Here is an 18,654-nt window from a genome sequence, read left to right on the forward strand (position 1 = left end):
AATGGCGAGGGGGGATCCAAGCCGCGGCGGGATTTTTGCGGAATCCGGCGATGCCGGGCGCCCCGACCTGCCGCCCGCTTCCCCCTCACCGCACAGCATTCGCCACGCGTCCCGGCTCCGGGGCTGGACATGGCAGCGCTGCCGGTGTCCACTCCGCACCCACAACCGGGCCTCGAGACCGGAGCATTGGGAGGAAGACCTCATGAGGACGACGCGTCGCGTTTTCCTGGGCGGCGCCGCATCCGCGGCGGTCGGAGCAGCGTTCCCCGGCGTGATCCGCTCGGCCTGCGCGCAGGGTGCCGGCGCGACGACGCGCATCGGCATGGTGCTGCCGGTGACGGGGCCGGGCGCGGATGCCGGGCGCTTCGCGCTCAACGGCGCCAAGATCGCGCTGGAGGCGGTGAACAAGGCCGGCGGCGTGCTCGGCAAGCCGCTGGAGATCGTCACCGAGGACGACCAGACCACCAATCCGGGCGCGGTCCTGGCCTTCTCCAAGCTCGCCTCGCAGAGCGACCTCGTCGGGTTCCTGGGCTCGATCCGCTCGACCCAGAACCACGCCATGGCGCCCGACATCCTCAAGACCGGCAAGCCGGTCTGCTTCGGCGGCACCGACCCGGTGCTGACCCAGATGGGCAATCCCTGGCTGTTCCGCTTCCGGCCGAACGACAGCTACTCGGCCCGGGTGATCGCCGATTTCGGCGTCAACACTCTCTCCAAGAAGAAGTGGGCGGTGATCCACTCCACGGACGCGTTCGGCACCAGCGGCGCCAAGGCGCTCACCGAGGCGTTGGCCAAGGCGGGCGCGACGGTGGCCCTCGACCAGGGCTACTCGAACCAGAGCCAGGACTTCACGCCGGTCGTGCTGGCGATCCGCCAGTCGGGGGCCGAGGTGATCGGCTCCTACTTCACCTTCGAGAACGACCTCGGCATCTTCGCCCGGCAGTTGCGCCAGCTCGGGGTCACCGTGCCCTGGGTCGGCTCGCCCTCGATCGTCAACGTGACGGCGCTGAAGCTCGCCGGCCCCTCGCTGTTCGGCACCTACGGGGTGGCGGACTACGCCGAGGAATCGAGCGAGGCGGCGCGGGCCTTCGGCAAGGCCTACCGGGCGGTCACCAAGATCGCGCCCGACAACCAATCCTCCTGGACCTACGACGCCGTGACGGTGCTGGCCATGGCCATCAACAAGGCCGGGAAGACCGACCCGCAGGCGATCCGCGAGGCGCTCCTCTCCATCCGCGGCCACGAGGGGGCCGAGGGCACCTACAATTTCGACAAGAACGGCGACGGCCTGCACGGCTACAACGTCGTGAAGAACGACAAGGGGTCGATCGTCTTCGACAAGCGGATCGACTTCAACCAGGGCTGACCACCTCCGCCGGCCCGTCCCCGGACGGGCCTCCCCCCTCGCCGGCCCGGGCGGATCGCATGGACCTCGTCCTCCAGCTCCTCTTCACCGGGATCGGCATCGGCGCCGTCTACGCCCTCGTGGCGCTCGGCTTCGTGCTGATCTTCCGCGCCACGAACGTGGTGAACTTCGCCCAGGGCGAGTTCTCGATGGTGGCCGCCTTCCTGATGGTCGTCTTCGCGGTCGACCTGGAATGGCCCTACTGGCTGTCCTTCCTGCTGGCGATCGGCGGGATGGCGCTGCTCGGGGCCCTGTTCAACCTCGGCGTCTACTACCCGCTGCGCCACCGCTCCTACCTGCCGGTGATCATCTCGACCATCGGCGCCTCGATCTTCCTCGCCAACACCACGCTCGCCCTCTACGGGCCGCAGCCGCAGGTGCTGCCCCCGGTCTTCGAGACGCAGGGAATCCTGCTCGGGCCGGTCTTCCTGGACAGCCAGTACCTGCTGATCATCGCGGTCACGGCGGTGCTGGTCGCCTTCCAGTACTGGTTCTTCGAGCACACGCTGATCGGCAAGAAGCTGCAGGCCACCTCCCAGGACAAGGAGATGGCGGCGCTGCTGGGCATCCCGGTGGCCGGGATGATCATGCTGACCTTCGTGTACAGCGCGGTGCTGGGCGGCATCGCCGGCATCCTGGTGGCGCCGGTGCTGTTCGTGTCGATCCAGATGGGGGCGACGATCGCCCTGAAGGCCTTCGCGGCCACCATCATCGGCGGCTTCGGCGACGTCACGGGGGCGATCATCGGCGGGCTGGCGCTCGGCATCATCGAGACCTTCGGGGCGGCCTACATCTCGGTGCCCTACAAGGACGCCTTCGCCTTCATCGTCCTCGTGGCCTTCCTGATCCTGCGGCCCCAGGGGCTGTTCGGCGAACGCATCGCGGAGAAGGCATGACCGGCTCTCCCCTTCCCCGGGCGGACGTCGCCCCCGCCGCTCCCGCCCGTCGGCTGCCCCTCGGCTCGCTGCTCTACGCCGCCCTGGCGGCCGGGATCGTCGCCCTCGCGGTGACGAACCCGGTCAACGGCTACCTGCTCAACATCCTGATGCAGGCCGCCACCTACGCGATCGCGGTGATCGGCCTCACCGTGGTGCTGGGCCTGTGCGGGCAGATCAATCTCGCGCAGGCGGCCTTCTTCGGGCTCGGCGCCTACGCGGTCGGCCTCGGCACCGTCGATCTCGGGGTGAGCTTCTGGCTCTGCCTCGCGGCCGGCATGCTCGCCGCCCTGGTGGCGGGCGCCTTCCTGGGCGCCTCGACCCTGCGGCTGGGCGGCCACTACCTCGCCATGGTGACGATCAGCTTCCAGCAGATCCTCACCCTGGTGCTGGTGAACTGGATCCCGGTCACGCACGGGCCCGACGGGGTGCCGCGCATCCAGCGCCCGGCCCTGTTCTCGGACGGGCAGGCCTATCTGGGCCTCTGCCTCGCGGTGCTGGCGGTGGTGGCCTGGCTCGTCTGGCACATGCCGCGCACCCGGCTCGGCCGCGCCATGCGGGCGGTGCGCGACAACGAGCTCGCGGCGGGCGTCACCGGCATCGACGTCTACCGCACCAAGGTGATGGCCTTCGCGATCGGGGCGCTGCTCGCCGGACTCGGCGGCGGGCTCTTCGCGGGCAGCTTCACCTATGTCAGCCCGGACCAGTTCTCCTTCGCCGAGTCGATCGTGTTCCTGACCATGGCGCTGCTCGGCGGCGTCGGCTCGCCGGCGGGCGCGGTGATCGGCACCGGGCTCCTGATCCTCATCCCCGAATGGCTGCGCTTCCTGAAGGAGATTCCGGGCCTCTACCTCGCCATCTACGGGCTCGCGGTGATCCTGATTGTGGTGTTCATGCCGGAGGGGATCTGGGGCTTCCTCGGCGACCAGGTGAAGCGCCTGCGCCCCGGCCGGGCCGCGGCGCCGCGGGCCGGCGACCTCGCGCTGACGCAGGGCGCGGCGGGGCCCGCGCCGGTGCTGGAGGTCGAGGGGCTCGCCAAGCATTTCGGCGGCCTCAAGGCCGTGGACGAGGTCTCCTTCACGGTGACCCGCGGGGGCATCCACGCGCTGATCGGCCCGAACGGCTCGGGCAAGACCACGACCCTCAACGTGCTCTCGGGCCTCTACCGGCCGACCGCGGGCCGGGTGCGCCTCGACGGGCAGGACATCACCCACGCGCCGCCGCATGCCCGCGCGGCGGCCGGGCTCGGCCGGACCTTCCAGAACATCCGCCTGTTCCGCTCGATGAGCGCGCTCGAGAACGTCGTCATCGGGGCCGAGCGGCCGGGCAACCCGATCGAGGGCCGCGACCGGGCGACCCTGGAGGCGCGGGCGCGGGCGGCGCTCGCCTTCGTGGGGCTGGAGGCGCGGGCGGACGAGCCGGTCTCGGCCTTCTCGTACGGCCACCAGCGCCTGATCGAGATCGCCCGGGCGCTCGCCGGCAACCCGGTGCTGCTGCTGCTCGACGAGCCGGCGGCGGGCCTCAACAGCACCGAGAAGGGGGCGCTCACCGGCCTGCTGCGCCGGGTCGCCGCCAAGGGCGTCACCATCCTGATCATCGACCACGACATGACGCTGGTGAGCGACGTGGCGAGCCACATCACGGTGCTGAATTTCGGCCGGCGCATCGCCGACGGCGTCACCGCCGCGGTCCTGCGCGAGCCCGCCGTGATCGAGGCCTATCTGGGTCAGGAGGCGGCGGATCTGCGCGATCCGGGCCTGCGGACCGACCTCGCGCCGACCTGAGGAGGACGGAATGGCACTCCTCGAGATCCGCGACCTCACCGTGCGCTACGGCGAGATCGAGGCCGTGCGCGGCGTCTCCTTCGCGGTGGAGCCGGGCGAGGTCGTGACCCTGCTGGGCTCGAACGGCGCCGGCAAGTCGACGACGCTCAAGACCATCTCCGGGCTGGTCAAGCCGGCCGGCGGCGAGGTGCTGTTCGAGGGCCAGCCCCTCGTCGGCCTGAAGCCCGAGGAGATCGTCCGCCGCGGCGTCGCGCACGTGCCTGAGGGGCGGCGGGTCTTCCCGGGCCTCACCGTGCGCGAGAACATCATGCTCGGCGCCTCGAACCGGACCGGGCTCTCCGCCCGCCGGATCCGCGACGAGGCGGAGGGCATGTTCGAGCTCTTCCCCGACATCCGCCGCTTCGGCGACGCGCTCGGCTGGACCCTGTCGGGCGGCCAGCTGCAGATGGTCGCGCTCGCCCGCGGGCTGATGGCCAAGCCCCGGATCCTGCTCCTCGACGAGCCCTCGCTCGGCCTCGCCCCGGTGATCGTCCAGGCGGTCTTCTCCATCATCGCCGAGGTGCGCCGCCGCGGCACGACGGTGCTCCTCGTCGAGCAGAACGCCCGGATGGGCCTGTCGGTGGCGGATCGCGGCTACGTGCTGGAGACCGGCCAGCTGGTGCTGAGCGGCTCGCCGGACTCGCTCTGGGCGAACGACGACATCCGGGCGGCCTATCTGGGCGGGCGCGCCAAGGCGGCCGGGTAGCGGGGTCGGAGGCTCGCCTTTGCGGGGCGGGGCCACCCGTGCCGGCGCCCGGCCCTGGCCAGCACGACACCTGTCCGCGGTCCATGAGAGCCCCTAGGATCGGCGAGGCCGGGCCTCCCCTCGCCCAACCTCGCCCCGGAGCCGCCGTGACGGCCTTCCTCGTCCTCCTCCTCGCCTACACGATCAGCCAGTTCGACCGCGGCTTCCTCGCCATGGTGGCCCCGGATCTCGGGCGCGACCTCGGCCTCTCCGGCTCCGACCTCGCCCTGCTCTCCTCGGCGTGGTTCGCCGCCTTCGCGCTCGCCCAGATCCCGACCGGGTTCTGCCTCGACCGGTTCGGGCCCCGCCGCACCGTGGCGGCCTTCCTGGCCCTGGCATCCCTCGGGACCGGGGCCCTCGCGGCGGCGGGGGGCTTCGCCGGGGCGCTCGCCGGCATGGCGCTGATCGGCTTCGGCTGCGCCCCGGCGCTGATGGGGAGCCTCTACGTCTTCGGCCGGCTCTACCCGCCCGAGCGCTTCGCCATGCTGTCATCGCTGATGATCGGCTTCGGCACGGCCGGGGATCTCCTGGGCGCGACCCCGCTCGCCCTCGCCTCCCGGGCGCTCGGCTGGCGGCCGATCCTGCTCGGCCTCGCCGCCGTCACGGCCGCGTGCGCGCTCCTCGTCCTCGCCCTGATCCGCGATCCGGCCCGCATCCGGGATCCCACCCGGACCGGGCTGCTGCGGGGCTTCGCGGCGATCGCGGGCATGCGCGCCCTGTGGCCGATCTTCCCGGTCGTCCTCGTCAGCTACGCGGTGGTGATCGCCATCCGCTCGCTCTGGATCGGCGCCTATCTGGGCAGCGTGCACGGCTTCGACGCCCTGGCGCGGGGCAACGGGGCGCTCGCCATGAGCGCCGCCATGGCCCTCGGCGCCATCGGCTACGGGCCGCTGGAGCGGCTGGTCCGCGATCCCAAGCGCACCGCCCTCGGCGGCTGCCTCGTCACCGGCCTCGCCCTCGTGCTCCTCGGCCTCGCGGGCGCAGGCTCCGCCGCCCTGGCCGTGGCGCTCCTCGCCGTCATCGGCGCCGCCGGCCTCAGCTACGCCATCCTGATGGCCCATGCCCGGCGCTTCTTCCCGGCCCACCTGCTCGGCCGGGGCGTCTCCTTCATGAACATCCTGTTCATGGGCGGGGCGGGCGCCGCGCAGGGTCTCTCGGCCGCCTTCGTGCTGCGGGCCGAGGGGCTCGACCCGGCCGGGCTCTACGCGCGCCTGTTCGCCGGCTTCGGGGCGGCCCTGCTCGCCGCCACGGCCGTCTACGCCTTCGCGCCGCGGGCCCCCGCGCTCAGCGCGACGCTGCCGCCTCCGCCGCCTCCGCGGGCGTGCGCGCCCGCAGGGCGAGCGCGTGGAGGCCGCGCCTGAAGGCCTCGTCGAGCAGCGCGTTCACCATGCGGTGACGCTCGACGCGGCTCTTCCCCTCGAAGGCCTGCGACACCACATCGAGGCGGAAATGGGTTTCCCCGCCCGGGGCGGCGCCGGCATGGCCCTCGTGCTGGTGCGATTCATCGATCACCGCCAGGGATTCCGGCCTTAACCGCTCCTCCAGCGTTTCCCTGATCCACTCCGCCAAGCTCATCGGGATTCTCCTCGCGCGCCGGGGTGATTCCCGGGGGCGGATCCACCCGCCCGTGTCAATCCGTTCCGGGAGCCTGCGGCATCAGGCCCCCAGCCCTTGTGCCCCGCCCGGGGCCCCTCATAATCGCCCCGCCATGGATCTCAACTCGCCCCTGTTCGACCGCATCCGCATCAAGCCGACGTGCGAGGACACCACGACGGAGGGTCCGGTCTGCGAGCGCCCGGGCTGCACCCAGCCGGGGCTCCACCGCGCCCCCAAGGGCCGCAAGCAGGAGGGCCAGTACTGGCGCTTCTGCATGGCGCATGTCCGCGAATACAACGCCTCCTACAATTACTTCGCCGGCATGAACGACGCCGCCGTGCAGGCCTTCCAGAAGGACGCGGTGATCGGCCACCGGCCGACCTGGGCGATGGGCGTCAACGGCACCGCCCGCGGGGCGAGCCGGCCGGCCTCCGCGCCGCGCGACTGGGACTACGTCGATCCGCTCGGCGTCCTGCGGGCGGCGGGCGTCGCGCCCGAGGACGGGCGCGCCCGGGCCGAGCCGCCGCGGCCGCGCTACTCCGCCCCCGTGCGCAAGGCCTACGACGTGATGGGCCTGGAGGAGGGCGCCGACGCCGCCGCCATCAAGGCCCAGTACAAGGCCCTGGTGAAGCGCTTCCACCCCGACGCCAATGGCGGCGACCGCGCCTTCGAGGACCGCCTGCGCGACATCATCCGGGCCCACGACACCCTGCGGGCCGCCGGCCTCTGCTGAGGTCCGGCCCTCGCCGGGGCCGGGCACGGATCTCGCATCCGGGGGCCCGGCAGGGCTCGCATCCCGCGCGACCTCGCCTATATCAGGGGTGTTGGCACGTTTGCGCCGGCTCCCCCAGAACGATAAGGAAAGGCGGCGCCAGCCGGCACCCCCGCGCCGTCGCGACATCCGCAGGGCCGCCCTTCCCGAGGCACCCCTGCCCCGACGAGGCCCTTATGCTTGCTGAAGACACACCACCCGCTCTCCCGGACATGAAGGTGTCCGTGCGCCAGGTGTTCGGGATCGACTCGAACCTCGAGGTGCCGGCCTTCTCCAAGACGGACGAGCACGTCCCCGACCTCGACGCCGACTACATCTTCGACCGCGAGACCACGCTGGCGATCCTGGCCGGCTTCGCCCGGAACCGCCGGGTGATGATCACCGGCTATCACGGCACCGGCAAGTCGACCCACGTCGAGCAGGTCGCCGCGCGGCTGAACTGGCCCTGCGTGCGCATCAACCTCGACAGCCACGTCTCGCGCATCGACCTCGTCGGCAAGGACGCGATCGTCCTCAAGGAGGGCAAGCAGGTCACCGCCTTCCAGGACGGGATCCTGCCCTGGGCGCTGCAGAACAACGTCGCGCTCGTCTTCGACGAGTACGATGCCGGCCGCCCGGACGTGATGTTCGTGATCCAGCGCGTGCTCGAAGTGTCGGGCCGCCTGACGCTCCTCGACCAGAAGCGGGTGATCCGCCCGCACCCCGCCTTCCGGCTCTTCGCCACCGCGAACACCGTCGGCCTCGGCGACACGTCCGGCCTCTATCACGGCACGCAGCAGATCAACCAGGGTCAGATGGACCGCTGGTCCATCGTCACCACCCTCAACTACCTGCCGCACGACCGCGAGGTCGACATCGTGCTGTCGAAGGCGACGCACTACCGCGGCGAGGGCGGGCGCGACATCGTCAACAAGATGGTCCGGGTCGCCGACCTCACCCGCAACGCCTTCATCAACGGCGACCTCTCGACCGTGATGAGCCCGCGCACCGTGATCACCTGGGCGGAGAACGCCGAGATCTTCAACGACATCGGCTTCGCCTTCCGGGTCACCTTCCTCAACAAGTGCGACGAGCTGGAGCGGGCGCTCGTCGCCGAGTTCTACCAGCGCTCCTTCGGCAAGGAGCTGCCCGAGAGCGCGGTGAACGTCGCGCTGAGCTGACGGAGGCGCGCATGGCGGACCCGGCTCTCACGGAACGGCGCGGCGCGGCCGGTCCCGCCGGGGACCGGGCCGCGCGCGACCTCGACGCCCGGGCGATGCGGACGGCCCGAGCCGCGGGGACCAGCGCGACGCCGCGCGCGCCGAGGCCTGCGAGGAGGCCGGGCTCCGGGCAGCCGACGAGACCCACCGGCAGCCCGAGGCCTTCCCGGACGCCTGCGCCGACTGCTGCCCCGACACCTGCCCCGACGCTTGGGACGATCTCCCGGAGCGCTCCTTCGATCTCGACGCGGTGAAGAAGTAGCCGGATGTCCATTTCCAACCGCAAGCCAGGCGAGAAGCGCGAGCCGGCCGCCGAGCCGCTGAAGCGCTCGCTCGCCGGAACGCTGCGGGCCATCGCCCGCAGGCCCGAGGTCGAGGTCACCTTCGCCTCCGACCGGCCGGCGCTGACCGCCGACAAGGCCCGCCTGCCCGAGCCGCCCCGCAAGCTCTCCGCCGCCGACGTGGCGATCCTGCGCGGCCACGCGGATTCGATGGCCCTGCGCCTCGCCTGCCACGACGCGGCGATCCACCGGCGGCTCGCCCCCGAGGGGGCGCCGGCCCGCGCGGTCTTCGACGCCGTCGAGCAGGCCCGGGTCGAGGCGATCGGCTCGCGGCGCATGGCCGGCGTGGCCGGGAACCTGACCGCCATGCTGGAGGACCGCTACCATCGCGGCGGCAAGTACGAGGAGATCACCGACCGGGCCGACGCGCCGCTGGAGGATGCCGTCGCCCTGATGGTGCGCGAGCGCCTGACCGGCCAGAAGCCGCCGGAGGCCGCCGGCCGCATCGTCGAGCTCTGGCGCGACTTCGTCGAGGCGCGCGCGGGCCGGAACCTCGACGGGCTCCTCGGCAGCCTCGAGAACCAGCGCGCCTTCGCGCGCGCGGTGCGCGACCTCCTCTCCTCCCTCGACATGGCGGACGACGCCCCCCTCGACCCCGAGGACGAGGAGAGCGAGGACGAGAACGAGGCGCAGGAGAACGAGCAGCAGGCCGGCGAGGGCGAGGCGGAGCAGCAATCCCAGGGCGACCGGGCCGAGGTCGACGTCTCGGACGAGGCCTCCGACGACCTCGACGAGGGCGCGACCGAGGCCGCCGACGCGCCCTCCGGCGAATTGCCGGACGATGCCGAGGACGCCGACTCGGAGGAGGCCTCCGAATCCTGGCGCCCGCCGACCCCGCGCCCCAACGAGGTGCGCGGTCCCGACTACAAGGTCTACACCGCCAGGTACGACGAGGTGATCCACGCCGAGGATCTCTGCGACGCGGACGAGCTCGGGCGGCTGCGCTCCTACCTCGACAAGCAGCTGGCCCACCTGCAGGGCGTGGTCGGGCGCCTCGCCAACCGCCTGCAGCGGCGGCTCCTCGCGCAGCAGAACCGGGCCTGGGAGTTCGACCTGGAGGAGGGCCAGCTCGACCCCGCCCGCCTGCCGCGGGTGGTCATGGACCCGTTCCAGCCCCTGTCCTTCAAGCAGGAGAAGGACACGAATTTCCGCGACACGGTGGTCACGCTCCTCCTCGACAATTCGGGCTCGATGCGCGGGCGCCCGATCACCGTGGCGGCGACCTGCGCCGACATCCTGGCGCGCACCCTGGAGCGCTGCGGCGTCAAGGTCGAGATCCTCGGCTTCACCACGCGGGCCTGGAAGGGCGGCCAGGCCCGCGAGGAGTGGCTGAAGGCGGGCAAGCCGCCCTCGCCCGGCCGCCTCAACGACCTGCGCCACATCGTCTACAAGGCCGCCGACGCGCCCTGGCGCCGGGCGCGCAAGAATCTCGGCCTGATGATGCGCGAGGGGCTGCTCAAGGAGAACATCGACGGGGAGGCCCTCGACTGGGCGCACAAGCGCCTGCTCGGGCGGCCCGAGCAGCGGCGCATCCTGATGGTGATCTCGGACGGCGCCCCGGTCGACGATTCGACCCTGTCGGTGAACCCGGGCAACTACCTGGAGCGCCACCTGCGCTACGTGATCGAGGAGATCGAGACCCGCTCGCCGGTGGAACTCCTCGCCATCGGCATCGGGCACGACGTGACCCGCTACTACCGGCGCGCCGTCACCATCATCGACGCGGAGGAACTCGGCGGCGTGATGACCGAGAAGCTGGCGGAGCTGTTCGACGAGGGCGGGGACGCCCCGCCGCGGCGGGCCGGGCAGCGGCGCTGACGCCCGCGGCGGCGATCCGGGCGATTGCGCCGGGCGCGGATCGGCGCGAGGATGACCTCGTCCGAACGGCGGGCGATCGGGTCCTGGCCCGCCGCCGGCCGCGGCGCTATGGTCGGCGCACGCGCCGGGCTCCCGGCGCGGCGGACGCATTCCTCAAGGTGAGGGTCACGCGGGGCCGAGCAGATCGCTCAGCCTTGCGTTGTAGGACGGAGATGGACCGGTGGTATCGATGACCAGTCGCCGCAGCCCCAAGTCCCGCGCCGCGTCCCGTGCTCCCTCCCGCGCCACCTGGTCGATGGGCGGCTTCGACCCGGTCTTCTACCTCGCCACCTATCCGGACGTGGCCGAGCACGGCTGCGATCCCCTGGAGCATTACCTGACCTTCGGGTGGAAGGAGGGCCGCGATCCCTCCGCGCAGTTCAGCACGTCGGGCTATCTCTCGGCGAATCCCGACGTGGCCGAGGCGGGCATCAACCCCCTGGTGCATTACCGCATGCACGGCCTCGCCGAGGGGCGCAGCGGCTGGCAGAAGACCCTGGATCCGGCCGGAATCGCGCTGCGGGCGCGCCGCGCGACCCGCAAGCCGGACTGACGGCCGCCCCGCCCGGGACGCCGCGCTGGCCGACCGCTGCCGGCCCTGCGGCGCGGCCCGCTGCGGTCCACTGCGGCACCGGGGCGGCCGCCGCCATTCCCCACGCCCTGAATTAAGCCGCGCGATCTATGCCGGTCGCCCGTGGCCCGGGCGCGACAATCCCAAGATCTTTGCCAGCACATCCGCCGGTGCCCCGCAGGTCATCGACCGGGCATTGACAGGGGTGCCGTCGCGTCACGGCGGCCGCAACACCTCGCCGCGCGCGCGCTTGGTGATTGGCGGGCCGTGTCCGCGTTTCGAGGTTAAAAATTGCTAAACCCTGTTAACCATTAATTAACCGCGCCCTCTCAAACATCGGCCCATCGCAAGCGCCTTGCCGCAATCGCTTTCCAGCCTCGATATCCGAGGCTGATCAGCAACGCGTGCAGCGAATGCGTGTGAACCGGCCGGGATCGAGAAGCGCCGAGCAACAGGCTTCGGTCCTGACCTTGCAAAACTGGCCAATGTCTTTTGGGGGCAAGGGCAGTGTATATCGTGATCGATGAGCGGCAGGGCGTCGCGGCCGAGTACGTGGCGGGCTTCAACGAGCATGGAGTGCCCTCCCGGAGCCTCGACGCGGACACCCTGCGGACCTGGCTCGACGCTCGGTCGCGCGATGACCTCGACCGCGTCGAGGGTTTCCTGATCGGCGACTACCAGCACCGCGCCGCCGACACCGCCATTCTGCGCAGGCTGTCGCGGGCACCGATCATCGCGCTCAGCGAGACGCGGTCCCTGGCGCAGACCCTGGACCTCTTCACTGCCGGCATCGACGACGTGGTCCGCCGGCCCGTCCACGTCCGGGAGATCCTGGCCCGGGCCGACGCGATCCGCCGCCGGATGAACAGGGGCGAGCCGCGCAGCGCGGCGCCCCAGCAGGCCGAGCGGCTCGTCGTGCACTTCGACGGCCGGGATCCCGAGATCGACGGCGAGAGCCTGATGCTGCCGCGCCGCGAGCGCCACATCCTCGAATACCTCGCCCGCAACCGCGGTCGCTGGCTCACCAAGACCCAGATCTTCGACGCGGTCTACGGCGATCACGCCAGCGACGTCGAGGAGAGCGTCGTCGAGGGGCACATCAGCAAGCTGCGCAAGAAGCTGCGGCAGCGCATCGGGCGCGACCCGATCGAGGCCAAGCGGATGGTCGGCTACAGCTTCGTCGGCTGATCCGCCGGATCGCGCCGGGCTCCCGAAGGATCCGGCGCGGACCCGCCTCGGATCCGCGAGGATCCGCCAGGGTCCGCCCCGGATCCGCGAGGATCGGCCTCGGATCCTCGCGGATCCGACACGGATCCTCGCGGATCCGACACGGATCCTCGCGGATCCGACAGGAAGGCGAGGCCGGCGAAGTCGCCGCGCCGCCAGCGCAGGACCACCGTCACGCTGCGCAGGTTGTGTCCGGCGATATAGAGCGCGAAGCGCTCGGGCAGCGCGACCGCGCGGTCGATCCGGATCTTGGCGCCGCTGCGCGACAGGTCCCGCACCGTGCAGGGGACGAGCTGGTCGCTGCCCAGGACGATGCGGCCCTGCTGCAGCACCCGGTGCCGGCGGCCCGCGCCCGGATCCCGGTTCCGGCCCGCCGAGTGCTCCTTCGCGTCGTCCATTCCGACCTGTCCCCCCGGTCCCGCTGCGCGCCGGAACGCCGCTCCTCCCGAGCCTAGGGCGAGGCCGCGCCGGGGCAAAGCCCCTCCCGGGCGAGGCCCGGCGACCGAAGGTTAACGCGACCTTAACCAAATCCTTTCAAGTCTTGGCAACTGATCCTCGCCGAGCCGGTCATGCCCGTCGCTTCCCGCCCTCCCCGCCAGCCGCCGCGCGCCGCCAAGCTGCCGGCATCCGGGCCCCAGCCCTCCAGACCCCCGGCCCCGACCGGGACGAGCGGGCGCGCGTCCCTCATCTTCGAGTCCGGCCTGACCACCGCCGAGATCCGGCGCCGGGTGCGCGCGGCCGCCCTGGAGCGGGCGACCTTCGCGGCGGTGATCGGGCTCGGCATCGCGACGACCGGGTTCGCCGCCTACACCTTCGTCGGAGGACCGATGCCGGTCGAGCTCCGCCCGATCGTGCCGCCGACCGCCGGGCCGATGGCCTGGAAGCGCGGCATCACCGCCACGCCGCCGCAGGATCTCGACCCGCTGGTGACCGGCTCGCTGCCCGACCCGCGGACGCCGACGGCGCCCGGCCAGGGCGGCGCCAGGACCGAGCCGGCCGGGCGGGGCTACACGGTGCGGGGCGTGCAGGAGGGCGTCGCCCTGATCGAGGGGCCGAGCGGCCTGCGCCGGGTGGAGCCCGGCACCGAGCTGCCCGGCGCCGGGCGCGTCCTGTCGATCCTGCCCTCCGGCGGCGGCTGGATCGTCGTCACCTCCGAGACGATCATCCCCCCGGGCGGGTCGGTCGCGCGCCGGTAGCCCGGGTCGTCGAGCCTGACGCAAGGAAAGCGGTTTACCGGTTCCAGAGGATGCATGACGTAAGGTCGGGGCAGGCCGGGCAGGACCCGGCGGTGCCCTCCCGCATCCGCAGCCGGAGACGACGTCGTGACCTCGACCTTCACGAGCTATCAGCTCCTCACGCGCGACATCACCAAGACCCTCACGCGCAAGGCCAACGAGAAGACGGTCAGGCGCGACACCGACTATTTCACCGCCAATATCGGCAAGGTGAAGTCGGTCGATGACTTCATGAAGGATGACCGCCTGTACGCCTACGCCATGAGGGCGCACGGACTTGAGGAGATGATCTACGCCAAGGCGTTCATGCGGCGGGTGCTGACCGAAGGCGTGGCGTCGCCTTCGAGCTTCGCCAACCGCCTCGCCGACCAGCGCTACGTCGAGTTCGCGCGCCAGTTCCAATTCGCTACGGATGTCACGGCGCAGGGCGCCGACCCGGTGATGACCGGCAAGACCTACGCTGATTACAGGCTCGGACCGGCGATTCCGGCCCGGCTGAGCGGAGCTTTCCCGCTCGGCCAGGCGATGGACTTCTCGGACAAGGTCGAGGCCCGCTTCACGATCAGTTCGCGGGTCGATGCCACGACCACCAAGAGCGCCACCATCGTCCTCAACAAGTCCACGCTCAGGGACGCGGTGTCCGACCTCGCGCGCGTCACGCCCGCCGAGCTGGTCGCGGCGATCAACAGCCAGATCGCCGCCTCGGGCGAGGCGAACCTCGCCGGCAAGGTGTCGGCCAGCCTCGGCGCCAAGGGCGAGCTGTTCCTCGAGACGACCGCCTTCGCCTCGCTCGGGCCCGACGGCAAGCCCGGCGGCACGGGGGCCTACGCGGACGTCCTCTACGAGGGGGGCGGGCAGGTCCGCACCATCACGATCCAGAATCTGGCCCCGGCGGAGGGGCGGCAGTTGGCGGATGTCGGCTTCGGCTCCGCCCTGCCGATGAGCGCCCGGGCGCAGCGGGTCACGCTGGCCTACCTGAACCAAGCGATCGAGCGCGACGAGGGCGAGAAGGACACGGGCGTGCGCCTCGCGCTCTACTTCACGCGCATGGCCCCGACCCTCAGCAGCCCCTACGACATCCTGAGTGACCCGGCCCTGACCAAGGTCGCCAACGTGGTGCTCGGGCTCCCGGCGACGAGCGGCGCCGCGACGAGCGACGCGCTCGTGCGCCGCGCCGCGCTCATCAAGCAGAAGATCGACATCGCGAGCTTCCAGGACCCGGCCAAGGTCCAGGCCTTCGTCAAGCGCTTCGCGGCGATCTGGGACGCCACCAACGCGGACGCGGAATCCTCGCCGGTGCTGGGGCTGTTCCCGACGAGTCCGAACTCGCAGGCGGAGAACCTCGGCAGGCTGCAGCGCTCGCGCGCGAAGTTCTGACGCGGGGCGGGGCCGCGCGCCAGGGGGCCGCGCGCCAGGAAGCCGCGAGCCAGGAGGCCGCAAGCCAGGGGCAAGCGTGCACCGTTACCAGTCCTTCAACCGCCACATCATAGGGTCGAGCGGGCTCACACCATGACACGTCGAGGCCATCCAGGCGGACCGCGCCGCCCTGCGCCCGACGCAGGAGACCGCGCCGTGACCTCGACCTTCACGAACTACCAGCTCGTCGCCCGCGACCTGCCCAAGGCCCTCCAGCGCAAGGCCGCCGATCCCGTCGTCGCCCGCGACACGGCCTATTACGAGGCCAATATCGGCAAGGTGAAGTCGGTGGACGACCTCATGGCCGACCAGCGCCTCTACGCCTACGCGATGAAGGCGTACGGGCTGGAGGACATGACCTACGCCAAGGCGTTCATGCGCAAGGTGCTGGAAGGCGGCGTCGCGGATGCGTCGAGCTTCGCCAACCGCCTCGCCGACCCGCGCTACGTCGCCTTCGCCCGGGCCTTCGACTTCGCGGCGGGCGCGGCCTCGGCGAGCGGGGCCGACGGCTCCATCTCCGAGAGCGGCGTCGTGCCCCCCAGCCGGCGCAGCTCACCGCGCCGGCCGCCCTGCCCGATTCCACCGACTTCTCGGGCGCCAACGAGGCGCGCTTCACCCTGACGAGCCGGCTCGACGCGACGACGACCCGCTCGGTCACGATCACCCTCAACGCCGCGACGCTGGCGGGGTCGGCGGCGGATCTCACCCGGGTCACGGGCGCCGAGATCGTCGCGGCGATCAACGCGCAGATCGCCGCCTCGGGCGAGGACGGCCTCGAGGACAGGGTGCAGGTCGGCCTGGGCGCGCGGAACGAGCTCTACTTCGAGACCACCGCGAGCGCGCCCGACGGATTCGGCACCGCGGTGGAGGCCGGGGGAACCGGCCGCACCCTCTCGGTCGAGAACGCCGCCCCCTCCGCCGCGGACCGCAAGGCGGTCGGCATCGGCTTCGGCACCGCGCTGCCCCCCGACGCGCAGGTCAGGACCGTCACGGACGCCTACCTGGAGCAGACGCTGGAATCCGACGCGGGCGAGGAGGATACGGGCCTGCGCCTCGCCCTCTACTTCGCCCGCATGGCGCCCACCCTCACGAGCGCCTACGACATCCTCGGCGACGCGGCCCTGTCCAAGGTCGCCAACACGGTCGCGGGCCTGCCGGCGACGAGCGGGGCGGCGACGAGCGAGGCCCTGGACGCCCGCGCGGCGTTCCTCGCCGCGAAGATCGACATCGCGGGCTTCCAGGACCCGGCCAAGGTCCAGGCCTTCGTCAGGCGCTTCGCGGCGATCTGGGACGCGCAGAATTCGAGCGGCGACTCCCCCATCCTGGCCCTGTTCACGACGGCCGGCGGCGGCGGCGCCGACCCGCTCGGCAGCCTCTACCCAACGAACGCGAGCAGCTGACGCACCATGCAGAACGGCCTCTACGTCTCCCTCTCGGCCCAGGTCGCGCTGCAGAAGCGCCTCGACACGGTCGCCAACAACATCGCCAACCTCGCCACGGTCGGCTACCGGGCCGAGGAGACGAAGTTCGAGGCGGTGTTCGACAAGGCCAGGACGGGGCCGGTGGCCTTCGCCAGCACCGGCGACACCTACATCTCGCGGCTCGCCGGGCCGACGATCAAGACCGACGCGCCCCTCGACGTGGCGGTGCAGGGCGATGCCTGGCTCTCGGTGCAGGGCCCCGGGGGCGCCCCGGTCTACACCCGCGACGGGCGCATGACGATGGACGCGAGCGGGCAGCTGCGCAGCGTGTCCGGCCAGCCGATCCTCGATCCCGGCGGGGCGCCCATCCTCCTCGACCCGAATGCCGGGCCGCCGACGATCGGGCGCGACGGCAGCATCCAGCAGAACGGCAGCCTCGTCGGCTCCCTCGGGGTGTTCACCCTCGATGCCAAGTCCCGCATCACGCGGGCCGGGCCCGGCGCCGTGACGTCGAACCTGCCCGCCCGCCCGGTCCAGGACTTCACCAAGATCGGCGTCGTGCAGGGCCATCTCGAGGGCGCGAACGTCAACCCGATCCTGGAGATGACGAAGCTCATCGCGATCCAGCGCGCCTTCGACAACGCGGTCGCGACGGCGAGCGAGGCGGATTCCTCGCTGCAGAGCGCGATCCGCACGCTCGGGCCGACGGGCTGAGCGATGACGGACGCGCTCGCGCGGCTCGACGCGGCCCTCGCGGCGGGGCTCGAATCGCTGCCGGTGGTACGGGTCGGCGGGCCGGTCCGCGAGGTGACGGCGAGCGCCTGCCGGGTCGCGGGCGTCGCCCCCTTCGTCCGCCTCGGCGACCGGATGGGGATCGAGGCGGACGGGCGCGTGCAGATCGCCGAGGTGGTGCGGGTCGACGCCGCCGGCGCCACCCTCAAGCCCTTCGAGGCGCGGATCGAGGCCGGGATCGGCACCCGCGCCTTCCGGATCGGCCCGGCGCGGGTGCGGCCCGCCCCGTCCTGGAAGGGGCGCGTCCTCGACGCGCTCGGGCGCCCCCTCGACGGGCTCGGCCCGCTGCCGCCCGGCCCCGACCTCGTTCCCCTCGACGCCGACCCGCCGGCGGCCCTCGGCCGGGCGCGGCTGCGCGCGCCCCTGCGCACGGGGGTGCGGGCGATCGACCTGTTCACGCCCCTCTGCGCGGGCCAGCGCATCGGCATCTTCGCGGGATCGGGCGTCGGCAAGTCGACCCTGCTCGCCATGCTGGCCGGGGCGCGGGGCTTCGACAGCGTGGTGGTGGCGCTGGTCGGCGAGCGCGGCCGCGAGGTGCGGGAATTCCTTGAAGGCCCGCTCGCGGCGAGCCGCGGGCGCGCCGCGATCGTGGTCTCGACCGGCGACGAGAGCCCGATGATGCGCCGCCAGGCGCCCCGCCTCGCCATGGCGGTCGCCGAGAGCCTGCGCGACCGGGGCGAGGCGGTGCTGCTGATCGTCGATTCGGTGACGCGCTACGCCCACGCGGCCCGGGACGTGGCGCTGGCGGCGGGGGAGCCGGCCGTCGCCCGCGGCTTCCCGCCGAGCGTCTTCTCGGACCTGCCCCGCCTGCTCGAGAGGGCCGGGCCCGGGCAGGACGGGCGCGGCAGCATCACCGGGATCTTCTCGGTCCTGGTCGACGGCGACGACCACAACGACCCGGTCGCCGACAGCATCCGCGGCACCCTCGACGGGCACGTCGTGCTCGATCGGGGCATCGCCGACCAGGGCCGCTACCCGGCGATCGACCTCCTCGGCTCGATCTCGCGGCTTTCCGACCAGGTCTGGACGCCCGAGCAGCGCGACGTCGTGCGCCGGCTCAAGGGCATGATCGCCCGCTTCGAGGAGACCCGCGACCTGCGGCTGATGGGCGGCTACCGCGCGGGCTCCGACGCGGAGCTCGATCAGGCCGTCGGTCTGGTCCCGCGCATCTACGAGTCCCTCCGGCAGGAACCCGGCCAGCCTCCGAGCGAGGACGCCTTCCTGGAACTCGCCCAATCCTTGCGCGGGTGACCCACAGCCCAGCCCCGCGCAAGCGTGCCCGCGTCTAGTACCCCGCAACCGGAATCTTCGAGGTCACA

At 72.1% G+C, this 18,654-nt stretch carries 18 protein-coding genes; 16 read left to right on the forward strand and 2 right to left on the reverse strand.

Going from position 1 to position 18,654, the window contains the following annotated elements:
* Window positions 1–202 precede the first annotated feature (202 nt).
* From QA634_RS32740 to QA634_RS32760, 5 genes are all read left to right on the forward strand, one after another.
* Window positions 203–1,366, forward strand: a complete 1,164-nt coding sequence (locus QA634_RS32740) for an ABC transporter substrate-binding protein (RefSeq protein WP_012336123.1) — start codon at window positions 203–205, stop codon at window positions 1,364–1,366.
* A gap of 59 nt (window positions 1,367–1,425) precedes the next feature.
* Entirely contained in the window at window positions 1,426–2,301 is an 876-nt protein-coding gene (locus tag QA634_RS32745) for a branched-chain amino acid ABC transporter permease (protein ID WP_012336124.1), read from the forward strand.
* Entirely contained in the window at window positions 2,298–4,124 is a 1,827-nt protein-coding gene (locus tag QA634_RS32750; RefSeq protein WP_012336125.1) for a branched-chain amino acid ABC transporter ATP-binding protein/permease, read from the forward strand. Before QA634_RS32745 ends, QA634_RS32750 begins: the two co-directional genes overlap by 4 nt.
* A 10-nt stretch (window positions 4,125–4,134) precedes the next feature.
* Window positions 4,135–4,869, forward strand: a complete 735-nt coding sequence (locus QA634_RS32755) for an ABC transporter ATP-binding protein (protein ID WP_012336126.1) — start codon at window positions 4,135–4,137, stop codon at window positions 4,867–4,869.
* Window positions 4,870–5,015: 146 nt separating this feature from the next.
* On the forward strand, window positions 5,016–6,269 hold the full coding sequence (locus QA634_RS32760) for an MFS transporter (RefSeq protein WP_012336127.1): 1,254 nt from the start codon (window positions 5,016–5,018) through the stop codon (window positions 6,267–6,269).
* Here QA634_RS32760 and QA634_RS32765 read toward each other — a convergent pair.
* On the reverse strand, window positions 6,193–6,483 hold the full coding sequence (locus QA634_RS32765) for a BolA family protein (protein ID WP_012336128.1): 291 nt from the start codon (window positions 6,481–6,483) through the stop codon (window positions 6,193–6,195). The two genes, QA634_RS32760 and QA634_RS32765, sit on opposite strands and share 77 nt — an antisense overlap.
* A 133-nt stretch (window positions 6,484–6,616) precedes the next feature.
* Between QA634_RS32765 and QA634_RS32770 the strand changes: the two genes are divergently transcribed.
* The 5 genes from QA634_RS32770 to QA634_RS32790 all read left to right on the forward strand — a co-directional run bounded on the left by QA634_RS32770 (window position 6,617) and on the right by QA634_RS32790 (window position 12,432).
* The gene (locus QA634_RS32770) at window positions 6,617–7,237 is read left to right on the forward strand and encodes a J domain-containing protein (protein ID WP_012336129.1); all 621 of its coding nucleotides are present in this window, start codon (window positions 6,617–6,619) and stop codon (window positions 7,235–7,237) included.
* 215 nt (window positions 7,238–7,452) lie between these two features.
* Window positions 7,453–8,436 carry a cobaltochelatase subunit CobS gene (gene cobS, locus QA634_RS32775; protein WP_012336130.1) on the forward strand — a complete coding sequence of 328 codons (984 nt, stop codon included), beginning with the start codon at window positions 7,453–7,455 and terminating at the stop codon, window positions 8,434–8,436.
* Window positions 8,437–8,741: 305 nt separating this feature from the next.
* A complete protein-coding gene (cobT, locus tag QA634_RS32780; RefSeq protein ID WP_012336131.1) occupies window positions 8,742–10,634 on the forward strand; it encodes a cobaltochelatase subunit CobT in 1,893 nt (630 codons plus the stop codon).
* Window positions 10,635–10,863: 229 nt separating this feature from the next.
* The gene (locus tag QA634_RS32785; protein WP_012336132.1) at window positions 10,864–11,226 is read left to right on the forward strand and encodes a hypothetical protein; all 363 of its coding nucleotides are present in this window, start codon (window positions 10,864–10,866) and stop codon (window positions 11,224–11,226) included.
* 525 nt (window positions 11,227–11,751) lie between these two features.
* Window positions 11,752–12,432 carry a response regulator transcription factor gene (locus QA634_RS32790; protein ID WP_012336133.1) on the forward strand — a complete coding sequence of 227 codons (681 nt, stop codon included), beginning with the start codon at window positions 11,752–11,754 and terminating at the stop codon, window positions 12,430–12,432.
* Here the strand turns inward: QA634_RS32790 and QA634_RS32795 are convergent.
* A complete protein-coding gene (locus tag QA634_RS32795) occupies window positions 12,414–12,869 on the reverse strand; it encodes a PilZ domain-containing protein (protein ID WP_012336134.1) in 456 nt (151 codons plus the stop codon). The two genes, QA634_RS32790 and QA634_RS32795, sit on opposite strands and share 19 nt — an antisense overlap.
* A 171-nt stretch (window positions 12,870–13,040) precedes the next feature.
* Between QA634_RS32795 and QA634_RS32800 the strand changes: the two genes are divergently transcribed.
* From QA634_RS32800 to fliI, 6 genes are all read left to right on the forward strand, one after another.
* Window positions 13,041–13,667, forward strand: a complete 627-nt coding sequence (locus QA634_RS32800; RefSeq protein ID WP_012336135.1) for a hypothetical protein — start codon at window positions 13,041–13,043, stop codon at window positions 13,665–13,667.
* Window positions 13,668–13,793: 126 nt separating this feature from the next.
* Window positions 13,794–15,083: a DUF1217 domain-containing protein gene (locus QA634_RS32805; protein ID WP_012336136.1), complete on the forward strand. Its 1,290-nt coding sequence runs from the start codon at window positions 13,794–13,796 to the stop codon at window positions 15,081–15,083.
* 195 nt (window positions 15,084–15,278) lie between these two features.
* Entirely contained in the window at window positions 15,279–15,743 is a 465-nt protein-coding gene (locus QA634_RS32810) for a DUF1217 domain-containing protein (protein ID WP_283027082.1), read from the forward strand.
* A 164-nt stretch (window positions 15,744–15,907) separates the two neighbouring features.
* Window positions 15,908–16,522, forward strand: a complete 615-nt coding sequence (locus QA634_RS32815; RefSeq protein WP_283027083.1) for a DUF1217 domain-containing protein — start codon at window positions 15,908–15,910, stop codon at window positions 16,520–16,522.
* A 6-nt stretch (window positions 16,523–16,528) separates the two neighbouring features.
* Entirely contained in the window at window positions 16,529–17,257 is a 729-nt protein-coding gene (gene flgF / locus QA634_RS32820; protein ID WP_012336138.1) for a flagellar basal-body rod protein FlgF, read from the forward strand.
* Between the two features lie 3 nt (window positions 17,258–17,260).
* Window positions 17,261–18,586, forward strand: a complete 1,326-nt coding sequence (fliI, locus tag QA634_RS32825) for a flagellar protein export ATPase FliI (protein ID WP_012336139.1) — start codon at window positions 17,261–17,263, stop codon at window positions 18,584–18,586.
* Window positions 18,587–18,654: the final 68 nt, after the last annotated feature.

Source organism: Methylobacterium sp. CB376, assembly GCF_029714205.1.
Classification (GTDB): domain Bacteria; phylum Pseudomonadota; class Alphaproteobacteria; order Rhizobiales; family Beijerinckiaceae; genus Methylobacterium.

What these genes read in the sequence shown, in the direction of transcription:
- QA634_RS32745 (WP_012336124.1), top strand. Translation starts at nt 1,426, where the DNA reads ATGGACCTCGTCCTCCAGCTCCTCTTCACCGGGATCGGCATCGGCGCC.
- QA634_RS32800 (WP_012336135.1), top strand. Translation starts at nt 13,041, where the DNA reads ATGCCCGTCGCTTCCCGCCCTCCCCGCCAGCCGCCGCGCGCCGCCAAG.
- cobT (WP_012336131.1), top strand. Translation starts at nt 8,742, where the DNA reads ATGTCCATTTCCAACCGCAAGCCAGGCGAGAAGCGCGAGCCGGCCGCC.
- QA634_RS32765 (WP_012336128.1), bottom strand. Translation starts at nt 6,483, where the DNA reads ATGAGCTTGGCGGAGTGGATCAGGGAAACGCTGGAGGAGCGGTTAAGG.
- QA634_RS32740 (WP_012336123.1), top strand. Translation starts at nt 203, where the DNA reads ATGAGGACGACGCGTCGCGTTTTCCTGGGCGGCGCCGCATCCGCGGCG.
- QA634_RS32770 (WP_012336129.1), top strand. Translation starts at nt 6,617, where the DNA reads ATGGATCTCAACTCGCCCCTGTTCGACCGCATCCGCATCAAGCCGACG.
- cobS (WP_012336130.1), top strand. Translation starts at nt 7,453, where the DNA reads ATGCTTGCTGAAGACACACCACCCGCTCTCCCGGACATGAAGGTGTCC.
- QA634_RS32795 (WP_012336134.1), bottom strand. Translation starts at nt 12,869, where the DNA reads ATGGACGACGCGAAGGAGCACTCGGCGGGCCGGAACCGGGATCCGGGC.
- QA634_RS32750 (WP_012336125.1), top strand. Translation starts at nt 2,298, where the DNA reads ATGACCGGCTCTCCCCTTCCCCGGGCGGACGTCGCCCCCGCCGCTCCC.
- QA634_RS32785 (WP_012336132.1), top strand. Translation starts at nt 10,864, where the DNA reads ATGACCAGTCGCCGCAGCCCCAAGTCCCGCGCCGCGTCCCGTGCTCCC.
- flgF (WP_012336138.1), top strand. Translation starts at nt 16,529, where the DNA reads ATGCAGAACGGCCTCTACGTCTCCCTCTCGGCCCAGGTCGCGCTGCAG.
- QA634_RS32755 (WP_012336126.1), top strand. Translation starts at nt 4,135, where the DNA reads ATGGCACTCCTCGAGATCCGCGACCTCACCGTGCGCTACGGCGAGATC.
- fliI (WP_012336139.1), top strand. Translation starts at nt 17,261, where the DNA reads ATGACGGACGCGCTCGCGCGGCTCGACGCGGCCCTCGCGGCGGGGCTC.